Here is a 22487-nt window from a genome sequence, read left to right on the forward strand (position 1 = left end):
GACAAGCACCGAGGCATTTTCCTGCCTGGGTGCTTTTTTATTTCACCATCGCATATATATGGCAGAGGAATACGATCAGGAGGGATACGCAGACCATGTCCTTTAATTATGTAGTCAAACAAGGCGATACCCTGTATCGGCTTTCAAGAAGATTTGGCGTCAATATGCCGTCGATCATTGCCATCAATCCGCAGCTGAGCAATCCAGCGCGCCTGGTACCCGGCCAGGTGATCCAAATACCGGGTCGCATGAATCAATACTATGTGATTCAACAGGGGGATACCCTCTACAGCATTGCGATGAGCATGAATGTTTCATTGCAGCGTCTGCTGGCAGCCAACCCGGGCATTCTTCCTCAGTCTCTTCAGATTGGACAGACTATCGTGATTCCACCTGGAGCTGGCAGCGGCATCGTGGACACCCAGACAGACTATGGCTATCAGGAGATGATGAATGATATCCGTCTGCTGAAGCAGCGCTATCCCTTCCTGGAAGTGACCGATATCGGAGCCAGTGTGATGGGGAAGCGGCTTCCGCTCATCAAGATCGGGCAAGGTCCCGTTCACGTTCACTACAACGGCTCCTTCCATGCCAATGAATGGATCACAACGGTCCTGTTGATGAAATTTCTGGAAGACTATGCACAAGCCGTGGAGAACGGCACCTCCATCGGCGGCCGTTCAGCCAATGCGCTCTACAATCAGACCAGCCTGTGGATCGTGCCGATGGTCAATCCGGACGGCGTCGAGCTCGTTCAGGACGGACTCACACCGCAGCATCCTTATTATCAGCAACTGCTGGCCTGGAATGAGAATTCCCTGGATTTCAGTGGCTGGAAGGCCAACATCCGGGGAGTGGATCTCAATGACCAGTATCCGGCCAACTGGGAAGAGGAGAAGAAAAGGCGATCCCCGGCAGGTCCGGGTCCCCGAGATTATGTGGGTACCGCACCCTTGACCGAGCCCGAGGCGATTGCGGTGGCCCTGCTGACGCGCAACCTGCCGTTGTCGCTGGCCATCGCCTTTCATACACAAGGGGAAGAGATTTATTGGAATTACCGTGATCTGGAGCCACCGGAGTCTGAGAAACTGGCGGATCGGTTTGCCAGCGTGAGCGGATATCGCGCTGTGAAGCTCACGGGAAGTGATGCGGGCTACAAGGATTGGTTCATTCAGGATTTCCGCAAGCCGGGCTTTACCGTCGAAGCGGGTCTTGGACAAAATCCGCTGCCCATTGAAGCCTTCAATCGCATATACAAGCAGGTCTTGCCCCTTATGGTAGAAGGGCTGAGCCCTTGAGCAAGCCGACTGGTCGGTACCTGCCAGTTCGTCAGCATTGATTTTCCCCGTTCCTTTCTATACAATAGTGAGAGTTTACATCTGCAAGAATAGAGAGGAATACAGAATGGCGAATGATATTCGAATTTGCGATAAATGCAAGCATATGTCTATGAAGACTACCCAACAAAAACTGGCCAAGCTCGTCCCCGATGCCGAGGTGAAGGTTGGCTGCAAGTCGTACTGTGGTCCGTGCGCGCGCTATGCGTTTATTTATATTAACGGACGATATGTAACGGGGAAGACCGAGGACGAGGCCCTGGAAAAAGCCAAAAAGTATATCAAGTAAGTTCGTCAGGCTTGATTCTCCAGCATGTCCAGCACTTCATTCAACTTGCTTTTTGAAATATAGGCGGACTGATCGTACTGGCGGAAATAGACCAGATGCGTATCCCCGGCTGATTGAATCGTATAGATATATTCCAGATTGATCAGATATGAGCGATGGGACTGGATAAATCGGTTGTCCAGCCTGTTTGTCAGGGCCCCCAATGTATCATTGATCTCGTACATTCCGCTGATCGTATGCAGGATGCATTTTCGATTATGCTTCTCCACAAAAATCAGATCGGCAACCGGGATAAAGTGAGTGGTCGTTCCGCTTCGGAACACGAGTCGGTTTGTCTTCGAGTGTGGGGATGACGTCCGTCCTTGACGCGGCTCCTGCTGAACATTCAACAGTTGTCTGGATTTCTCGACCGCCTGGTACAGGCGGTCTTTTTGATAGGGCTTGACAATATAGTCAACGGCAGACACATCAAAGGCCTGCAGGGCATAATCATCATGGGCGGTAATGAAGACCACCTTCAAATGAGGCGCGATTTCCACGCATTGTTTGATTGCTTCCAGACCACTGAGCTTGGGCATGCTGATATCGACAATGACCAGCTGCGGGTCCTTTAATTTCACGAGCTGGACCAGTTCTTCCCCGTCCTCAGCCTGACCGGCCAGTGTAAGGTATGGAATGGGCTCGAGCAATCTGCATAAAATGTGCCTGGATGATTCGTGATCCTCCGCAATGATGACTTTCATTTCATCCATATGTAATCCTCCCTCAATACGCAAGGTTAAAGTCTTGATGTTTCTGAGTCCGCTGCTGGACATGTCTGATCCGTGTGCAGGATTCTCGTGATCGCTTCCAGCAGTTGAGGCACATCGATGGGTTTCGTTATGTAGTCTTTGAAGCCATAGGCTTCGGCCTGTTTGATCGATTTGGACATCGTATTCGCACTGACGGCGATGACAGGAATATGTTGGGTGGACGGCTGAGATTGCAGAACTCGCATGGCCTGCAAACCGCTCATCCCCGGCAGATGAATATCCATCAATATGAGATCAGGCTGCTCGATCTCGGCCAATTCGATGCCGATCAGGGCTTCCGGTGCGCAGATGAGCCTGACATGGGCATAGGCTTCGAAAATGCGCTGCACCAGCAGCATATTTGCTTTGTTGTCCTCGATATACAGCACCGTATAAGGCAGCAGGGTGGGCTGGAGTGCGTGATTGGGCTCTTGGTATGTCAGCGTCAGGCGATAGGGATCAGGTCTTGGCTCCAGCAGAGGAGACCGGGCATAATTTAGTTCGATCCAGAAGGTTGATCCGCTGTGAAGCTGGCTGGAAACCCCGATATCGCCTTCCATGAACTGCATCATGCGTTTGGCAATGCTGAGTCCAACCCCGGTTCCCTCCACATTGGAGTTCGGGTGGATGCGGTAAAAGGGCTCGAAGATTTGCTTGAGTTGATCTTCGGCCATGCCCTGTCCGGTATCCTCAATCCAGAATCTGAATCTCCCCTGCTCCGTTGTCCCGCATCGTAAGTAGACCTTTCCTCCGTCGACATTGTACTTGACGGCGTTGGACAGAATATTCAGCAAGGTCTGCTTCAGTCGGGTATAATCCGCATACACATAGATGTCCCGGCATTTTTCCGGTGAGAGGACCAGCTCGACGTTCCGTTTGGCAGCGGTCGACTGAATAAGGGCGATACAGTCCATGACCAGTTCTTTTACCTCCACCGGTTCCATGGAAAGCGAGACTTTGCCCGCTTCGATCTTGGACAAGTCCAGCACGTCGTTGATCAGATCAAGCAGATGATTGCCAGCTTTCATAATTTCGGCAATGTCCTGCTGCTGGGAGGCAGACAGATCTGACAGTTCCAGCAACTGGGCAAACCCCAAAATGGCATTCATCGGAGTGCGAAGCTCATGGCTCATACTGGACAGAAATTCAGATTTAGCCCGGCTGGACGTTTCGGCTTCTTCCTTGGCCAGGATGAGGGAGGCCTCCATTTTTTTGCGTTCCGTAATATCCATCAGCGTACCGGAAGTCCCCTTAATCGCGCCATGTTCATCCACATTTAGCGCCGCGTATATCTCTACCCAGCGAAAGCCGCCCTTTTTGGTTACGTACCGGATTTCATGCCGGCATTCCGTTTTCAATCCGGTCAGCATCGGCTCAAACAGTTTCAAGTTCATCTCCCGATCATCCGGGTGTACGTATTGCAGACAGATCTGCCCCAGACTCTCCTCTATCGTGTAGCCCGTAATCTCCTCCCAGGCCGGATTGAGAAACAGCCACCTGCCTTGCTCATCCGTCTGGAAGATCACTTCCTTGATCGTATCGACTACGGAATGGTACTGCGCCTGGGTTTCCCGAATGCGGGTCTCGGCCAATTTCTTGTCAGTCAAATCGCGAATATAGGCGGTGAATATCGGCTTTTCTTCTACCATTACAACCGTTACAGCCAATTCCACCGGAAATTCTTCGCCCGAGGATCGAATGAAATTAACCTCCATCCGTTTCCCCAGAATATCGTGCGCTCCCGTCTGTTTGTAGGCGTCCATCGCTTTTACATAGGGCTCTCGCAAATAAGGGGGGAGCAGCATATCTTTCATATAGGTACCGAGTACCTCGTCTTTCCGGTAACCGAATATTTTCTCTCCTGCCGAGTTAAATTCCAGAATTTTGCCTTCATCATCCACGATGACAATACAGTCGAGTGCAGCATCGAGTATAGCCTGATTGCGTGCTTCACTGATTTTGAGTCGTTTGCTGGAGTAAACGCGTTCTGAAATGTCCTTCGTAATCCCGATAATAAATGCCACCTGTTCGTCCCGAATGGCCGGAATGACCGAGACCGAGATATCGACTTCGTGACCTTGCCTGTGGCGTAGCTGGGTTTCAAAATGCTGGGGCAGGCCCTGGACGGCTTTTTGAAAATAATCAACCGTTTGCGGGAGCGCCTGTTCGGTAATCAATTGGGTGAAGGATTTGCCGATGATCGAATCGGCCTTGAAGCCAGAGATATTCTCTGCGCGTTTATTCACATATAAAAAATGCCCGTGCCGATCCAGCAAATAATTGATTTCCTCACTCTGATCGAACAGTTCCATGTAATGATGGATGCCCCATTGTTCTTGCACTTCCATCTTCTCGCCTCCCTGCCTTGTTCATGCTGTCAGAAGTAGAATCATGCTTACTACAAATCAATTCGACAAATGTGCGGAAATTCCTATTTCCAAATTGAAATTGTGACGTGCTCCAACGGCATCATGGCATGTCTGAATAGCCTGAAACGCGTATGTACAAGCCCAAATTCCCAACGTGAATCGACATTTTTCGATTCGACAGGTACTTGGAACTATCTTATATTGAATTTATTGGCACGATCGGAGGGATTCGGATGCAGGAAATCAACATGAGGCATGCAAAAATCATGGTGGTGGATGACCATGAGTCCAATGTTCGATTACTGTGCCGAATTTTGGAGCACCACGGGTTTCCGTATGTATGTGCAACGAGCGATGCCAGAGAAGTCATGCTTCTTATAGAACTTTGCCAGCCGGATCTTGTTCTGCTTGACCTGAACATGCCCTATTTGAACGGATTCGATCTGTTTGAACAGATCAAAGGAAGCGATCTGAAGCGAATATCGGTGCTGATGATGACGTCAGCAGATGATCGGGACAACAAGCTGAAAGCACTGGAGCTTGGATTTGATGATTTTATCGGCAAGCCATTCGATCAGGCAGAGTTGATGCTGCGGATTGAACACGCCCTGAAGATCAAGCTGATGAGTGACCAATTGCAGACGGCGAACGAACAACTGGAGCGACTCGTACAGGAGCAGAAGCAACATGCCGAGAATGCACAGATTGAGATTCTGGACCGTCTCGGGCTCGTAGCCAGCATGTATGACGACAACACGGGGATGCATATCAAGCGAATGAGTCTGTACGCAGAGGAACTGGGAAAGGCAGCAGGTCTTGACCCTCAGCAGTGCAGGCTGCTTCGTTATGCCAGCACCCTCCACGATATTGGCAAAGTCGGTATACCCCATCATATTTTGATGAAGCCATCAAAGCTCAACGAAGCAGAATGGCAGACCATGAAATGGCATACGAAACTCGGAGCCTATTTGCTGTCCAACAGCTCCAGCAAGGTGATACAGCTGGCCGAAACAATCGCCCTTACACATCACGAGAAATGGAACGGCAGCGGGTACCCGCTTGGACTGAAAAGATATGAAATTCCCTTATATGGTCGAATTACGGCCATCTGTGACATGTTTGATGCCCTGGTCTCAGATCGACCCTATAAGCAGGCATGGGAGGTGGATGATGCGTTTGAGGAGATTGAAGCACAGAGCGAGATCGCCTTTGACCCTGAACTGGTCCAGTTATTCGTACATATCAAGCCCCAAATCGTAGCGATCAAGAAGCAATTTGACCAAATGCCGCCTTTGTCCGCTTTCACGAGATCGTCCATCATCTCGTCCAATTATGATCAACAGGAGGATTCCATATGCTAAACAGTTTTACACTCAGGAAAAAAATGATGACCATGTTTGTCATCCCGCTCATTGCCCTCATCGTTGCCGCCACAATTGGGGCGAACAGTCTCAATCAGGTATACAAGGATCTCGTCTATTCCCTCTATTCCCAGACTTTTCAGATCAGCAACCTGATTCTCAACGGAGACCGTGATCTGTATCAGGCGCTGGAAGCGATGGATCGTTATCAATGGGAAGGAGCCGTCAATCAGGAGGAACTTCAACAATCCTATGATGAGAACATGGTGCAGGTACTCGATCGGGTTCAGCAGGCCGAAGAACTGGTCAATGGCAACACACACGGCCTGGGTGAATACCAGGGTAGTTCCAGTCAAGAATTAACCGAGCATTTCCAATTGTTCCAGGAGAAGATTCAAGCCTGGATGACGGGGAATGAAGGGTTGTTTGGGCAAATCGGTGAGTATGACGCAGAGTTGCAAATGACACTGTTCGAGGATGCTAGGCAGCATCTCAACGTGATCGGTGAAGGACTGGAGATGTACGCAGCGGAAGAAATGCATGTCAATGAAGATCGCGTCAATCAATCGGTGACGAGCATGATCGTCATATCCGTGGTGTCCTTGGCCGCAGCCATTGTAGTTGGGTTGTGGATGATCCGATTGATTATTCGAAATATACAGCACGTCGTCGATGCAACCGGAAAAATTGCCGAAGGGGATCTCAGTCATCCTCCACTGGTGATTACGACAAAGGATGAGCTGGGCACACTGGCTAATTCCGTCAATGACATGCAGCATAACCTGAGGGCGCTTGTTGAACGAGTGAAGCTGTCTGCCGAAAGCGTCGCTGCAGGCAGTCAGCAAATTTCATCCAGTACCCAGCAGATCGCATCGGGGAGCATGGATCAATCCAAGCATACACAGAACGTCAATGAGTTATTGACCGAACTGTCCAAGGCTATCAACTCGGTTGCGATCCATGCTGAATCAGCGGCTGAGATATTTGAACAGACTGCCAAAACAGCCAACGAAGGCGATAGCATTTTGAATCAGTCCAAGGAAGACCTGCTTCAGGTGAATGAACATATGCTGAAACTCGGGGAAGATGCCAATCAGATCGGAGACATTATCGAGATGATTGATGATATTGCCGAACAGACCAATTTGCTCGCACTGAACGCGGCGATTGAAGCCGCGCGCGCAGGAGATCAGGGCAGGGGATTTGCCGTAGTGGCGGATGAAGTCCGCAAGCTGGCAGAACGCAGCAGCGATGCGACCAAGCAGATTGCAGCCCTCATCAAGAAGATGCAGCAAAGCACACATTCGAGCTCCGAGGCGGTTCAGAAGGGCGTTCAATCTTCGGCTGAATCCAGCAAGGCATTCGCTGGTATTGTACATATGATCCACGATACCTCCGGCAAAGTAGTGGAAATTGCTTCTGCAAGTGAGGAACAGGCTGCACAGTCTACGGAAGTTCTGCAGACCGTTGAGAACATTGCAGCGGCTACCGAACAGTCTGCGGCAAGTGCAGAAGAGACGGCCCATGCCTCACAATCACTGGCCACCCTGGCAGAAGAACTGAACGAATTGATTAATCATTTCAAATTGAAATAAGGGCATATTCAGCATCCTGTGCAGGGAGTAAAGTAAGTGATGGAAGGAGGGGTGACCGTGTCAGAGGCACACAGCCACCAATATGTAGAAATTACCGTGGATGACGGAAAATACGCGCTGATGATTCAGGATATCCACGAAATTATTAAAATTCAGGATATTACGCAGATTCCGAACAGTCGTCCTCATATTAAGGGTGTCATCAATCTCCGGGGCATCATCGTGCCGGTGATCAGTCTGCGGAACCGATTTGGCTTGCCGGAACTGCCCTATGACAAGGCGACCCGGATTGTCGTGGTCAACCTTGAAGACGACACCGTCGGGATTGTCGTGGATAAAGTCAATAAAGTCACGTATTTTTCACAGGTTCAGCCTTCGCCGGTGCAATCGGACGATATCAGTGGCGAGTTTCTGAGTGGCGTCGGTGTGACAGATGACGGACTGGTCGGGATATTAAAACTAGAGGAAGTGCTCCATCAGTGAGGTGAAGAAAATGTCATTCGACATGGCAGAACTCAAACATATGTTTCTGGAAGAATTCGATGAACAGCTTCAGCTTATGGACGAGCAGGTGCTGAGTCTGGAACGGGGAGAAGAGCCTGGAGAGGCAGTGAGAACTTTGTTTCGCGCTGCGCATACAGTGAAAGGCTCCTCCGCCGTCATGGGCTACGAGGAAATCAAGGAATTGACGCACACGATGGAGCATGTCCTCGACAAGGTGCGCTCCAATCAGCTCACTGTTACGGACAGCTTGACGAATCTGCTGTTCGAATGTACCGATGGGTTGCATACTTTGAAGAAGCAGGTTGAGCAAGGTGTGGAAGAATATCTGTCTATTGCGCAGCTGGTGAGCAAGTTGCAGTCCTTTATTCAACCTGCATCATCGGCACAGGAACCGACTTCTCCATCTTCATCCGTTCAATCTTCTGATCCAGTGAGAAAGGGTGCTGACGAAGACGTCGCCGATTCGATGGAATCGATCGGAGGATCAGGTACGGCCTATCACCGTGGGCTCAGTCTGGATGAGCAGCTGAAAATCCAGGAGTACGAGCAACGGGGCTGGCACGTGTATGTCATCGAGCTGCATGTAAAATCGGACTGTCTGATGAAGGAAGCACGCATGCAAATCATCTACAACGAAATGGCCGCTTCTGGTGAGTGGGTGCTGACTCATCCGGCTATGGATGAACTGCTCACCATGGAAGAATCAGTCGGAAACGAACTGGTTGGCCTATATGCCTGTGAGGGCACGGCAGCGTCTATACAGACCAAACTGCAAACCATGACAGACGTGGACACGGTCAAGGTCAATCGGGTCGAGGGGATAGAGCTGGGTAGCATCGAGCGGAAGGAAGCGGCTTCCAAGGAAACCAGCTCGGCTTCCATCTCAGGCTCAGCAGGAGGCATGTCTGTCCACAAAAAGCAGACGATTCGAGTGGACGTGGATCGATTGGAAAATCTCATGAATCTCGTCGGAGAATTGGTCATTGACCAGACACGCCTGCAGCAGGTCGAGCACACGCTTAACCAGCGGTATCGCAACGATGATTCCATCGTTCAGCTTGAACAAATCTCGGATCATTTCTCCCGCGTCATTGAAGACTTGCAGGATCAGGTGACCAAGGTGAGAATGCTGCCGATTGATCAATTGTTCAACCGCTTTCCGCGCATGATTCGTGATCTGAGCAAGAAATTGGACAAGGAAGTGGAAGTCGTGCTGCTGGGAGGCGAGACCGAGCTGGACCGCACGGTTATCGAGGAAATCAGTGATCCGCTCATTCACTTGATCCGGAATGCGCTCGATCACGGACTGGAATTGCCCGCACAGCGAGTTGCAGCCGGCAAGTCTGCACAGGGCAGGCTGACGATCCGGGCATCCCAGGAGGAGAACCAGGTCGTCATTGTCGTGGAGGATGATGGGAAGGGAATCGATCCGGACCGCATTCGTCAATCCGCCGTCCAAAAAGGGGTCATCAGTGAACAGGAAGCAGAGGGACTGTCCGAGAGAGAATCGATTCAGCTTATTTTCCGTCCGGGCTTCTCTACCTCGGCCGAGCTGAGTGACGTGTCCGGCAGAGGGGTCGGAATGGATATCGTCAAATCTCATATCGAGAAGCTGAACGGCATTATCGATATTGCCTCTACCGTCGGACAGGGGACGAAGTTCAAGATCAAGCTGCCGCTTACACTCGCTATTATTCCCGGCTTGATGGTCAAGCTGGTGGATCGGAAATACGTGGTGCCGATGAATCACGTCATGGAGAGTGTCAGAGTCGCAGCAGATGAGATCCAGTGGCTGCAGGGTCAGCCTGTGATCCATATTCGTGAGGAAATTTATCCGCTTATCAGTCTTCATCAGCATTTTGGCATCGATGAACCCGTCCAGACGAAGACACACAAATCGATCGTCATTCTGGGCATGGCGGAAAAAAGGGTCGCGCTGGTCGTGGATGAACTGATCGGCAACCAGGACATCGTGGTGAAATCCCTCGGCCGTTATGTAGGGGACGTGCCTTGCATTTCGGGTGCGACGATTCTGGGCGACGGACAAGTTGCCTTGATTCTCGAGGTTTCCGGCATCTTCAAAATATAAGCATCTCATCCTGGCAAAAAGGGCACTTAAGCTGCCCTTTTTTTGCTGATTTCACAGATTCCTTGATCCTCAGGCAGGAATTTCAGTAGGTCATAGGGAAGAACTTCATACCATTTTGATATTTCCGCATCGCAGAATCTGCGGATTTGAGCGTTGATTTTGGAATGTGCATTTCTTGAAATGTGCATTTTTTGTAAAATAACATGATAGAATGAGGAAGACAATTGCAATTCAAGGGGTAATGCTATGGAATGGACATTGCTGAATGAGATCCTGTCGAGTGTGAAGGATTTACTGCTGCAAGTATTAATTGTCTTATTTCCTGTGTTTGTACTGCAAGCTTTCTGGATTCGGGAAAACAGTTTGCAGACACAGGGGAAATGCCGCTATCATCTTGTCGGTCTCGTATGCAGTCTCGGCATTCTGCTGTGTATCATCTTCCCCGTTTCCGTACAGGGGGATCTCCTCTTCGAGCTGTACAGTGTTCCGCTGGTCATCTCCTTTCTGTATGGGGGATGGGCCGCCGGAGCGATTGCCTTCTTCTCCCTTATCGTGTTTAAGCTGGTTGTTTCGGCCCAGGACCTTTGGTTTGCCATGCTCAATAACGGATTTGTCCTGCTGTTTACCTATCTATTCCAGCGACGTTATCCAGATGCCAACCGACTGTTGAAGATCTCTTTCTTTACGACACTGATCTGTCTGGCTGCGATCTTCCATAGTCTGTATAATCTGTACGTCATGTCGATGTATCGGGGCGCGGTGATGACGACAGAATCGGCTATCCTGTATATCCTCTATCCGCTGGTGAGCATGATTTCCATCTGGATGATTATTCACATGGTCGAGAACATCCGGGAGAAGCAACTGATGGAACTGGAGATTCAGAAAGCCGAGAGATTGAACATTATCGGTCACCTGGCGGCATCCGTCGCCCATGAAATTCGCAATCCGATGACGGTTGTTCGCGGTTTTATGCAAATTTTTGATAGGGAAGCCTTCGTGCCGGACAGTAAAAAGGTATATTTGAAGCTGATGATTCAGGAGCTGGACCGGGCTGAAAGTATTATCAATGATTACTTGACCCTCGCCAGACCGAGACTGGAGAAGCAAGAAAAGATCAATATCGGCGAACAGATTCAGTCCGTCATGGAGATTATCTCCTCCTTCGCCATGCTGAATAATATCTCTATTACCTATGAAGTAGAAGAGAAAATGCTCGTTTCCGGCATACCTGAGAAGCTGAATCAGGTGCTGATCAACTTGATCAAGAACGCCATCGAAGCCAGTCCGGAAGGGGAAGCCGTGCATATCACCGCCTATCGGAAGGAAGACAAGATCTGGATCGAGATTCAGGACAGCGGGATTGGACTCAGTCCGGAGGAAGTCAAAAGGCTGGGCATGCCCTTTTACACCACCAAGGAAAACGGTACGGGCCTGGGTCTGATGGTCTGCTTCCAGATTATCAAGGCGATGAACGGAAAGATCGAGGTACTGAGCCAGAAGAACATCGGAACCCACTTTATCATCAAGCTGCCAGAAGACACTTCCTCTTTTCAACCGGTAGGGAGTACAGTATAATAGTTCTGGTATCAGGCTTAAGAACCAGAGAGGAGTCTTGTTTTGAAACTGAAAAACCTGCTCTATCTTGCTCGCTTTTCCGGTTATATGGTGACGACATTGCCGAACTATTTCAAAGCGAAACGATTAAGTAAAAAGGGAGACATCGCGGGCAGCACAGCCGTTGCCTATCGTCAGTCCAAGGACTGGTCCCGTTATATATTCAAACTGATTCAGTCAGAGGTCGTCGTGAAGGGGCTGGAACACGTCCCGAAGGATCAATCCGTCTTGTTTGTCAGCAATCACCAGGCCATCTTTGATATCCCGATTATTATGCACGCGGTACCGGCACCATCCGGTTTTATTGCCAAGAAGGAACTCGAAAAAATGCCGATTATCGGGAACTGGATGAGCTATATCCATTGTATCTTCATGGATCGAAGCAACCCGAGGCAATCCTTGAAAGCGATTAACGAAGGGGCTCAGGTTTTGCGAGACGGCTATAATATGATTATTTTCCCTGAGGGAACGCGGAGCAAGACGGGTGAATTGAAAGATTTCAAAGCGGGCAGCTTCAAGCTTGCCTTGAAAGCCAAAGCGCCCGTTGTACCGGTCGTAATCAAGAATTCTTATCGGCTGCTGCAGGATGGAAAGCTGAACAAGCATCAGCAGGTAGAAGTGATCTTCACCCCTCCGATCGAAACGGCAGAATTGACCAAGGAAGAGTCTGCGGAGCTTCCGGATCGTGTACATGCACGGATCAGGCAGGAGTTGGACAAATAGCACAGTCCATGCTACGATGAGACAAGTCAAGATCAAGATAAACGAAAATGCTAGATTCATAGCCAAATAGACAAGGTGCCGCAAATATGTGATCCTCCGGATTGCATCATTGCGCTTAAAAGGGAAGTTCGGTGAAAATCCGACACGGTCCCGCCACTGTAATAGAGCAGTTCGCTGCATGCACGTCACTGTTTCAACAAACTGGTTGAAGCGGGAAGACAGCAGCAGAACGATGATGCTTGAGTCAGGAGACCTGCCTTGTGTATGCAACACCAGCAAATCCTACGAGGAATAGGAGGGTGTTCAATCCGTGACAGGTGACGGTTAGAGCGTGAGGATCTTTGTTCCAAACGCGCGGCCACTGCATATTGGATGAACATTCTTCTCCCGCACAGGAGAAGTTTTTTTTATGTCTTTTTGAGGCAGCACAATGGAGAGAGGGGAAACAAAGGATGAGAACACACGCATTTCAAAAAATGATAGCAGGCTGGATGGTCATGTTGCTGATGATCAGCACCCTGTCCACCGCTGCAATCGGAGCGGCTTCTGATCAGTCAGCCGCATCCGTACACAAGCAGGTAGAGGAAAGCCTGGCACAAGTGGCGGGTATGCTGGAGAAAAAGGAGCCGCTTTCGCCATGGGCCGCAGCAGGACTCGTACGTGCCGGATACACGCTGCCTTCGAATTATCAGGCACATATCCTTGCATCTGTGGTTGAGAAACGAGGCCAGTATCGGCTGGTAACGGATCTGGAGAAAACCCTGATTGCCCTAGTTGCTAGCGGCTGGGAGGACGAACAGGTATACGGCTATCCGTTGCTGAAGGATCTGCTGTCGCACGAAGGGATGACGAAACAGGGGACAAACGGGGTCATGTATGCCCTGATAGCCCTGCAAGCCATGGGCTACCCGGAGATGGCCACTTCTGAACAGCTGGACTGGAACGTGGAGAAACTGGTCTACTGGCTGGTACAGGCGCAGCATGAAGATGGCGGCTGGTCCTTGACCGTAGACGGAGACAGTGATCCGGATATGACCGGGATGGCCTTGTCCGCGCTCAGCGGGTTCGATGCCTATGCGGGCGTACAGGACGCGATGGATCGCGGTGTACAGTGGCTGGATGAGCAATGGCTGGCAGACGGATTCCAGAACAAGACCGCTTCGGAAAGTATTGCCCAGGCTGTGATTGGCCTGGCTTCCGTCGGCATAGATCCGGCTGGTGAGCGCTTTTCACGAGACGGCGTCAGTCTGATCGAACAGCTGTTGTCTTACCGTACCGATTCGGGACAATATGCACACGTTCAGGGAGAAGTCGGTAATGACATGGCCACCGAACAGGCGTTTTTGGCTCTCACGGCCTACACCCTGTATCTGCAGGAGCAGCCAGGACTGTATGAAGGGCTGGCTGAGGCAGATGTCGTGGTGCATATCTCTGGTCCGCAGCTATGGTCGGCAACCAGTGAGGTTGAGGCAGTAGAGGCACTGGAGGCGTTGCAGGATGCGTTGAAGCTGGAGAATTGGCCGTATACCATCCAGGATTCCTCCTTCGGTGCTTACGTGACCATGATCAATGGCTTGGAGCAAGGGACATATGGCGGCTACGACGGCTGGAATTACGCGATTGAGCGTAGTGGAGAGTGGCTGCCAGGCAATCAGTTTCTGGCGATGGCCGATTTCCATTTGCAAGATGGGGATCAGTTGTACGTCTATTACAATATCGGAACCGGACTGACTTCCGTACAGGCACCGGACATGATTCAGGCCGGGCAGGATGCGGTTCTTACTGTAGAGAGACAGGTGTGGAATTGGGAAGAAAGCCGCTATGAGGCGCAGCCGCTTGCAGATGCGCAGGTGAAGATCGGCAGCAAACAATGGAACACGAATGAACAGGGACAGATTCAGGCAACTGGATTGGCAGCAGGCCAGCATACGGTTGAAGTGAGAACGGAAGCGGACGATTCATCATGGGCCGCGATTAATTACCGGACGACGCTGCAAGTTGCACCGGAAACGGTTCCCGTCCATGTGCGGGTAGAAACGACCGACCGGACGTTGACGAAGCAGGCAGTAATGGCAGGCGATGCACTGGAGGCGCTGGAAGCCGCTCTTGAGCAAGCAGATGTGGCGTATGAAGTGGCAGACTCCTCGTTCGGCACCTATGTAACCGCCATAGATGACCTGGAGCAGGGAAAGTATGGCGGATGGGACGGCTGGAATTATGCGGTGAAGCGGGATGGGTCCTATGTGCCGGAGAGCACCTATGGGGCGATGGCCGATTTTTCGCTAATGGCAGGTGATGAACTGATTGTCTATTACAACCATGGTACAGCAAAGATTGCTGATGTGGCCATTCAGCCAGCGGTTCCACAGGCAGGCGATGCGGTCACCTTCACTGTCCGGCAGCAGAGCTGGGACTGGGAGCAAGGTGTGCCTGTTGTTACTCCTGCAGCCGGGGTGGATGTGTGGATGGGCGAGAAGTTCGTGACCACCGACGAGCAGGGAATCGCTGCTTTTACAGAGATGGAAGCGGGAACTTTCAATTGGGAAGTTCAAGCTTACCGCGATACAGGCGCCAAGGTGATTAAGGAAACCGGCACGCTACATGTTGCTCCTTCCCGTGCTGCGCAGTTCACCGATCATAAGGAGATCGCAGCCTGGGCCTATGAATCTGTGGAAGAAGCAGTTAAACGGGGATGGCTGTATGGCGTTCGAGCGGATAAACTGGTGTTTGCTCCGAAGCAATCACTCACCAGAGCTGAATTTGCAGCGCTCCTGAATCGAACTCTGGGCTTTGCGGCAACATTTTCGGAAGGGATGTTGCCAGATGTACCGGTGAATGCCTGGTATGCGGATGAAGCTGCTGCGGCGCTGGAAGCCGGATATGTGCAGGCCGATATGGCCTTCCGTGGACAGGAAGCCATTACGAGAGCAGAAATGGCGACCTGGATTGCCAAGGCGCTGAAGCTGGAGTCTACTCGAACCGCTTCGGATTATACGGATCTGACCGGAATCGATGCGGCCTATGTGCCATACATTGAAACCGTAGCAGAAAACGGATATATCATCGGCTATCAGGATTCGTTTATGCCGCAGATGTCCGTAACGAGAGAAATGGCAGCAGCCGTCATTCTGCGATTGCCGTAACGTATAAATGAACAAAATGAGAGATTGTTAGATTGCATATAGACTGAGGATGACAGGCAACGATTGCATCTGGTGAAAGAGCCCGAAAAGAGGGGCTCTTTTTCCCCTTTTCAGGAGGATGAATATGAACGAGCGTAGAATCAATGAAAAGAGCGTGAAGACAAGTTTGACGAATAGGATGGGCTGGCTGACCGGCGTGCTGTTACTGGTTCTCTTGCTGTCCGCATGCGGAGTGAAGGATCAGACTACGATTCCGGCAAACGTTGAATCGACTCCTCCTAACGCTCAGACCCAGGCAGCAGAATCCCCTTCTGATCCGGCAAGCGAATCACCAGTGGAAACGCAGTCGGAATCCTCCACAACCGATACTGAACCCGTACAATCTGCGGATGAGTGGACGAACGATTCCGATCACAAGGATGTCGGAAAGCAGGCTGATGCCGAGCGATCAGATACCCGTTCGGAAGAGAAGGATCAATCCCCGTCTGATCAGCAGCGCTTTGCAGGATCAGCCAGCTCGGCAGGATCAACTGCTTCATCAGGATCTAAGGGCTCTTCAGGCTCTTCTGGATCTTCTGAATCATTGGGTTCTTCAGGATCTTCGGGCTCATCAGAAACATCAAAATCAAATTCAGATCAGAACACACCGGAATCGAATAGGTACTCGTCTACGCCTGTGACGTCGGATAAGCCTGCTGCCTCCACCGCTGCTCCCCAAAAGCCTGCTGGCGAATCTTCCAAGCAAGCACAGACCGAGCCGCAGGTTGCCTTGATGATTCAAGGATTGGACGGCGAGGAGATTCTGAATGTGCAGGTGGAAATCGAGGACGGAGATAGCGTCCTGGATGTGCTCAAACGGGAAACGAAAGCGCGCCGTATTCAGATGGAATATCGCGGACGTGGAGCCCTGGCCTATGTAGAAGGTATTGATAATCTGTATGAATTCGATCATGGCCCGACTAGCGGGTGGACGTATACCGTCAACGGGGATGATATAGACAAAAGTGCCGGAACGATGGAGTTGTCGCCAGGCGATACGATTGAATGGCGTTATACGAAAGAGGCGAAAGCCTCATGATTTCCTATGGCTTCAGACATTTGCATCCGTTAACGGGCTGGCTGTATATGCTTGTCAGTGCCGGCACAATCATGCTGTTTTTTCATCCCTTGCTGCTGCTGGGTGTCGCACTTGTGCAAGCGGCATTGCATCTCGTCTGGCACGGGTTATCGGGTAGTGGACGCAGATTTCTGCTGCTGCTCGTCGTCTGGCTCTTTGTAACGTTGATGAATCCTTTATTTAATCACCGAGGAGCCATGATCCTGTTTTATTTCATGGATCAGCCGATTACAGGTGAAGCGGTATGGTATGGGGCCACCAATGGTTTGTTGATCGTTTCGATGCTGCTGTTGTTTGTAAATATGCAGGCGATCCTGTCCACACCCAAGCTGCTGTATCTGTTTGCCCGTGTATCACCTAAGGTAACCCTGATCCTGTCCCTGGCTGTTCGCTTTGTGCCGCTGTACCGCAAACGGTTGAAATCGATCGCCCAGGTCCATGCCGCCAGGGGGATGAGTATTCGACAGGGGCCTCGCAAGCAACGCATGCAAAATGGTATGAAGCAGGTGCAGACCCTTCTCAGCTGGTCGATGGAGTCGGCAGTACAGACGGCGGATTCTATGGCAGCCAGAGGGTATGGTTCAGGCCACCGAACCAGCTATGCCAGATACCGCTGGTCCGTGGCAGATTCTGTCCATGCCGCTGGATTTGTGGTCCTGGTTACCGCATTGCTGACGGGTTGGATGCTGCAACATGGGCGACTGGAGATTTATCCCGTTATGGAACAGGAAATGATGCACAGTGGAGACGGATGGATGATGGGCTTGCTGCTTATGCTTCATGCCCTGCCGCTGTGGATGGAAACAAGGGAGGGACTTCGATGGCGTTAATCGAGATCGATCAGCTTAGCTTTACTTATGCAGGCGAAGAGCGGCCTGCCCTGTCTGCTGTCGATCTCAGGGTCGAGGAAGGGGAGATGGTGCTTCTGTGCGGAGCTTCAGGCAGCGGCAAATCCACCCTGCTCCGACATCTGAAGCCGGAACTGACTCCGGCAGGTTCCTTTCAGGGCGCCATTCGGTTTCAGGGAAAGCCGTATCTACTCCAGGAACCGCGAATCGGATTGGTCATGCAGGACCCGGACAGTCAGATTGTGTCCGAGACGGTGGAACATGAGTTGGCTTTTGGTTTGGAATCCAATGGCGTTCCCCAGTCGATCATGAGAGAGCGAATTGCGGAGATTGTCCAGTTTTTTGGCATGGCGGACTGGATGCATCGTTCCGTTCATGAACTGTCTGGCGGGCAGAAACAGAAGGTGAATCTGGCCGCAGTTCTCGTGATGCAGCCGCGAGTGTTGCTTCTCGATGAACCGACCGCTCAGCTCGATCCGGTGGCAGCGAAGGAATTCATGCAACTGCTCCAGCGACTGCACGAGGAGATGGGCATGACGATGATCGTAAGCGAGCACAGACTGGAGGATGTGCTTCCGATGGCTGATCAGGTGGTGATGATGCAGGAAGGACGCGTTATGGCCAAGGCGAAGCCTGCTCCCTTTCTGGAACAGCTGTGGTGGCAGCATAGCATGGAATATCCGACAAGACGATATATCCCGCAGGTGCCGAAGCTATGTCTGAGTCTTCATCGGGAGTTGGAATGGAGCCAGGGAGTGAATCAATCTGACAGCAGGTGGGTCGGTACAGTCCCCTTAACGGTGAAGGATGGACGGAAATGGTGGATGGAGTCGGGCCAGTCGATTTGTCAGCTGCGCACAGAGGCAGATCACGAATCGCTGAATTCCCATTCTTCCCGTTTATTTGCGGATGTTCCACCCGATTTTAGTGCGGATGCCCGTAGAGACCGCAAAACCCCGTTGCTCTGCTGCAAGGATGTGTCCTTTAAATATGACAAGCACGCGCCATGGGTATTGAATCGACTGGAAATGAAGATTGAGCAGGGGGACTGGGTGTGTATGCTTGGCGCGAATGGCTCAGGCAAATCCACCTGGATGAAACTGCTTGCCGGACTTGAAGATCCGATCCATGGGCACATCGAATGGCACGGCAAGAAGCTGGGGAAATGGCCGGCACAGGATCGAATCGGGATGATCGGTTATATGGCCCAAACTCCGTATCTGCACTTCCTGCATGAAACGGTGCGCGAAGAACTGCAGCAGGTTGCTCTGACATCTCAAGGCGCTCAGTCCCCTCGGGGCTCCCAGACCTCACCGTCCGGGGAGTCAGATGCAAAGCTCGAGAGATGGACCCAATTTTTTGGCCTGGAGCCACTGCTGGATCGACACCCTTACGATCTGAGCGGGGGTGAACAGCAGAAGCTTGTTCTGGCCATGCTGCTGTTGCAGGAGCCACAGCTCTTGCTGCTCGATGAGCCGACGAAGGGACTGGACCCTGCAGCCAAAGAGGAGCTTGGAGCAGCGTTGCAGCAATTGAACGGCGACGGAATGACCATCGTCATGAACACCCATGATCTGGAGTTTGCCGCTGCCTTCGCCAGCCGCTGCGCGATGCTGTTTGGCGGTGAAGTGACAGCGGAAGCGAGCCCGAGAGCATTTTTCAGTCAGCAATACTTTTATACGACCAGCGTAAATCGGGTCGTTCGACAGCAGTTGCCCGAGGCGCTGCTGGCAGAGGATGTGATTCGACTGTGTCGACAGTAAATACCCGGATTTGGTACAGTCTATACTTTCTGCTTGGCGGACTGCTCTTTCTGCTGTTAATCTTGCGTCCCCAGCAATATGTTCTGCTGATGCTCCTGCTTGTCACCCTGTTCTTGTTGCCATTCTTTCATCGTTTTGAGCTTCGTTCGCTTGAAGCGAGAGAGGTCGTGCCCATTGCGGTACTGGTAGCGGTAGCCGCGGTCAGCCGAATTCCGTTTGCTCTGCTGCCAAGCATTCAGCCTACAACGTTTGTCATCATGATCACGGCGGCTGTGTTTGGGGCAGAAACAGGATTTCTGGTCGGTGCTCTCGCTGCGGTGGTTTCCAACCTGTTTCTCGGACATGGGCCTTGGACGTTGTGGCAAATGCTGGCCTGGGGGAGTGTGGGAGGTGCAGCGGGCATGCTTCGACATACCTGGCTGATGCGTACGTTGTCCGGCCGTCTGATCTTCGGCGTGCTGGCCGGTTTTTTATTTGGCTGGATCATGAATCTGTCGGGCGTCATCATTTTGCTCGGAGATTTTTCCTGGAGCGCTTTTTTTGCCTATTATGCAGCCAGCTTTTATTTTGATCTCATGCATGCGCTGGGCAATGTGTTCTTCATCTCGCTCTTTTCGGTGAGCTGGATGAAGGTGCTACATCGCTACAAGCGGAAATACCAGATTTTAAAATGATCGTGTCCAAAATAGGGTCCCAGCGCTCATTGATATGAACCAACGTGGGGTTGGATATACTGGATATAGACAAAAACAAAGACAAAGCCAAAGACAGGGACCTACAGGGTTATACAAATCCGGGTCCCTTTGTTTATTTCACTCTGTACATCCAGCTCACCGTCATGCAGGTCCACAATTTGCTTGGCAATGGCCATTCCGAGTCCGGAGCCTTTGTGCAGGCTGCTGGTATTCGTCCCTCGGTAGTAGCGTTGGAACAGTTTGTCCATGTCCTCGGATGGAATCCCTTTCCCGTTGTCTGAGATCAGCATGGTTCCATTTCGGGTGATGTGTACCTTCACCTCTGTTCCGGCCGGGTTATGTATGATGGCATTGTATAGTAAATTGGAAATGGCACGTTGCAGCAACAATCGGTGACATGACCGCATCATGGATGGCGTCTCTGATGAAAACGAGATATTGTAACCCTCGTGTGTGGAATGATTGAGAAGATCGATAACCGTTTGACGTGCAAGCTCAACAAGGTCTTCATCTACAAAGCGCTCCTGAAAATCCATTTGTTTCAATTGATAGATTAGTTTCAGATCTTCAATCAGACTTTCAATATACTGAGATTTGTCCAGCATGATACCGGCATATTCAGCTCGTTGCTCCGGAGTTATCCAGTCATCGGTATCTTGCAGCAATTCAGAATACCCTCTGATGGAGCTAAGGGGAGTCTTGATATCATGTGAGATATTGGAGATCCATTCTTCTCTCATCTTGTCGGTAGCGAACCGTTCTTTTTCTGCTTGTTGTAGACTTTTTGAAAGCTGGTTGAGATGGGTATGCACATCTCGAAACAGGCCTTTTTCAGGAAATGGTGAAGGGTAAATACCCTTTGAAAGGGATTGGATTCCACCTAGCAATTGAATAATTGGGCGGAGCAGTCCGGTACTGAAGACATAACCGATGAGACAGGTGATGGTGAGAAGGACGAAGAGGGAGCCGAACAGGAACACCCCAGTGTCTTTTATCAGGGAATCCGGTTTGAAATGAAAAGAAGCCTTGGAAACGGTCTCCATTGGAAAACCCAGCACATAGCTGAACGTCTCTGTCTCATGCTTGACTTGTCCTGCAAACAGCGTGTAGTTCGCCAGCGCTCCTGAGTAGGCGTGATAATAAATCATCTGTGCAGCAGAATAATGCCGCGGAGCCTGGACGGGTTTATAGCGACTGTAGATTTCATATCCATGTTTGTCCAACACCTGAATCCAGCTGCCGTACCTCTTTAGCTCAGAGAGATTAGCAGGAGAGATCACCACTTCGTTATCCTTCCAGTGAATATGTTGGCCAAATTCAAGGGTATAACCGGGGGCTTCAACACTCCAAAGCTCTTCCGGGCTTTCGGCTCGGTAGAAAAACACATAACCAACCAGCAACAAGAGACAAACGAATGAAATCAGGATGGTCACGATCATGGCGATTAAAAAGCGGCTCGTCAACTTCCATTTCATGATTCGGATCTCCCTGATTCGGATCTCCCTGCAGTGAGCTTGTAGCCCAGACCTTTGACGGTCTGTATATATGTCGGCTTGCCCGGATCGGTTTCCAGCTTTTCTCGCAAATGACGAATATGAACCATGATCGTATTGTCATAGCCATTGTCATCTTCACCCCATACGTGCTCACACAATTGTCGCTTGCTCAAAATCCGGTTGACATGTCGTGCCATACATATGAGAAGCTGGAACTCTTTTGCCGTGAGGGTAACCGGCTTATTTCTCAGAAGCACCTCCGACCGTTCAGGAAAGATCTCGATCTCACCGATCTGCATACTGGAATCTTCCGACTCAGGTGGGACATGTGAGAGAGTGTGCGCCTGATATTGATTTCTGCGCAGTTGCGCTTTGATTCGAAATGCGACTTCCTTAGGACTAAACGGTTTGGTGACATAGTCATCTCCTCCAACACCCAAACCCATCAGTTTGTCGATATCCTCGGTTCGAGCGGACAAGAATATGATCGGAGAGAGGCTGAAGGTCCGAATTTGCTTGCATACCTCGAAACCCTCCATGTCGGGCAGCATAATATCCAGCACAATCAAATCAGGATGATACGTTTTGCAGAGTTCGATTGCTTCCACTCCCGAACTGGCCTTATAGAGTGAAGCAAAGCCTTCCTTTAGCAGAACGGTTTCAAGCAGTTGCAGAATTTCTTTTTCGTCATCTACCAGCAGTATTTTTTTCTGTTGCAGTCCTTCAATATGGATCATCGTCTATCCACTC

At 50.8% G+C, this 22487-nt stretch carries 17 protein-coding genes and 1 riboswitch; of the genes, 13 read left to right on the forward strand and 4 right to left on the reverse strand.

The window, feature by feature from the left end:
- The first annotated feature begins 95 nt into the window (after window positions 1-95).
- Window positions 96-1298 (forward strand): M14 family metallopeptidase, encoded by a 1203-nt coding sequence (locus tag ACFSUC_RS05600; RefSeq protein WP_379928507.1) that lies wholly within the window; start codon window positions 96-98, stop codon window positions 1296-1298.
- Between the two features lie 106 nt (window positions 1299-1404).
- A complete protein-coding gene (locus tag ACFSUC_RS05605) occupies window positions 1405-1626 on the forward strand; it encodes a DUF1450 domain-containing protein (protein WP_379928508.1) in 222 nt (73 codons plus the stop codon).
- Between the two features lie 5 nt (window positions 1627-1631).
- Here ACFSUC_RS05605 and ACFSUC_RS05610 read toward each other — a convergent pair whose 3' ends face one another.
- Together ACFSUC_RS05610 and ACFSUC_RS05615 are read right to left on the reverse strand one after the other, a co-directional pair.
- On the reverse strand, window positions 1632-2378 hold the full coding sequence (locus ACFSUC_RS05610; RefSeq protein ID WP_379928509.1) for a LytR/AlgR family response regulator transcription factor: 747 nt from the start codon (window positions 2376-2378) through the stop codon (window positions 1632-1634).
- 26 nt (window positions 2379-2404) lie between these two features.
- Entirely contained in the window at window positions 2405-4765 is a 2361-nt protein-coding gene (locus ACFSUC_RS05615; protein ID WP_379928510.1) for a hybrid sensor histidine kinase/response regulator, read from the reverse strand.
- 254 nt (window positions 4766-5019) lie between these two features.
- Here ACFSUC_RS05615 and ACFSUC_RS05620 point away from each other — a divergent pair, with 254 nt between their 5' ends.
- From ACFSUC_RS05620 to ACFSUC_RS05670, 11 genes are all read left to right on the forward strand, one after another.
- A complete protein-coding gene (locus ACFSUC_RS05620; protein WP_379928511.1) occupies window positions 5020-6147 on the forward strand; it encodes an HD domain-containing phosphohydrolase in 1128 nt (375 codons plus the stop codon).
- On the forward strand, window positions 6141-7742 hold the full coding sequence (locus tag ACFSUC_RS05625; RefSeq protein WP_379928512.1) for a methyl-accepting chemotaxis protein: 1602 nt from the start codon (window positions 6141-6143) through the stop codon (window positions 7740-7742). Before ACFSUC_RS05620 ends, ACFSUC_RS05625 begins: the two co-directional genes overlap by 7 nt.
- Before the next feature lie 57 nt (window positions 7743-7799).
- Window positions 7800-8225: a chemotaxis protein CheW gene (locus tag ACFSUC_RS05630; RefSeq protein ID WP_379928513.1), complete on the forward strand. Its 426-nt coding sequence runs from the start codon at window positions 7800-7802 to the stop codon at window positions 8223-8225.
- A 10-nt stretch (window positions 8226-8235) separates the two neighbouring features.
- The gene (locus tag ACFSUC_RS05635) at window positions 8236-10335 is read left to right on the forward strand and encodes a chemotaxis protein CheA (protein ID WP_379928514.1); all 2100 of its coding nucleotides are present in this window, start codon (window positions 8236-8238) and stop codon (window positions 10333-10335) included.
- Between the two features lie 246 nt (window positions 10336-10581).
- Complete coding sequence (locus ACFSUC_RS05640) at window positions 10582-11913, forward strand: ATP-binding protein (RefSeq protein WP_379928515.1); 1332 nt, start codon at window positions 10582-10584, stop codon at window positions 11911-11913.
- 42 nt (window positions 11914-11955) lie between these two features.
- On the forward strand, window positions 11956-12675 hold the full coding sequence (locus ACFSUC_RS05645; RefSeq protein ID WP_379928516.1) for a lysophospholipid acyltransferase family protein: 720 nt from the start codon (window positions 11956-11958) through the stop codon (window positions 12673-12675).
- Window positions 12676-12731: 56 nt separating this feature from the next.
- A riboswitch (cobalamin riboswitch) is annotated at window positions 12732-12950 on the forward strand.
- Window positions 12951-13127: 177 nt separating this feature from the next.
- Complete coding sequence (locus ACFSUC_RS05650; protein WP_379928517.1) at window positions 13128-15818, forward strand: S-layer homology domain-containing protein; 2691 nt, start codon at window positions 13128-13130, stop codon at window positions 15816-15818.
- A 124-nt stretch (window positions 15819-15942) separates the two neighbouring features.
- A complete protein-coding gene (locus tag ACFSUC_RS05655; RefSeq protein WP_379928518.1) occupies window positions 15943-16896 on the forward strand; it encodes a DUF4430 domain-containing protein in 954 nt (317 codons plus the stop codon).
- On the forward strand, window positions 16893-17765 hold the full coding sequence (locus tag ACFSUC_RS05660; RefSeq protein WP_379928519.1) for an energy-coupling factor transporter transmembrane component T: 873 nt from the start codon (window positions 16893-16895) through the stop codon (window positions 17763-17765). Before ACFSUC_RS05655 ends, ACFSUC_RS05660 begins: the two co-directional genes overlap by 4 nt.
- Entirely contained in the window at window positions 17756-19546 is a 1791-nt protein-coding gene (locus ACFSUC_RS05665; protein ID WP_379928520.1) for an ABC transporter ATP-binding protein, read from the forward strand. The genes ACFSUC_RS05660 and ACFSUC_RS05665 overlap by 10 nt, the downstream gene beginning before the upstream one ends.
- Window positions 19534-20220: an ECF transporter S component gene (locus ACFSUC_RS05670; RefSeq protein ID WP_379928521.1), complete on the forward strand. Its 687-nt coding sequence runs from the start codon at window positions 19534-19536 to the stop codon at window positions 20218-20220. The genes ACFSUC_RS05665 and ACFSUC_RS05670 overlap by 13 nt, the downstream gene beginning before the upstream one ends.
- Window positions 20221-20321: 101 nt before the next feature.
- Here ACFSUC_RS05670 and ACFSUC_RS05675 read toward each other — a convergent pair whose 3' ends face one another.
- Window positions 20322-21716, reverse strand: coding sequence for a sensor histidine kinase (locus ACFSUC_RS05675; protein WP_379928522.1), 1395 nt, complete (start codon window positions 21714-21716; stop codon window positions 20322-20324).
- Complete coding sequence (locus ACFSUC_RS05680; protein WP_379928523.1) at window positions 21713-22474, reverse strand: response regulator transcription factor; 762 nt, start codon at window positions 22472-22474, stop codon at window positions 21713-21715. The genes ACFSUC_RS05675 and ACFSUC_RS05680 overlap by 4 nt, the downstream gene beginning before the upstream one ends.
- Window positions 22475-22487 lie beyond the last annotated feature (13 nt).

The organism is Marinicrinis sediminis (assembly GCF_042685085.1).
In the GTDB taxonomy this organism is placed as follows: Bacteria; Bacillota; Bacilli; order Paenibacillales; family KCTC-33676; genus Marinicrinis; species Marinicrinis sediminis.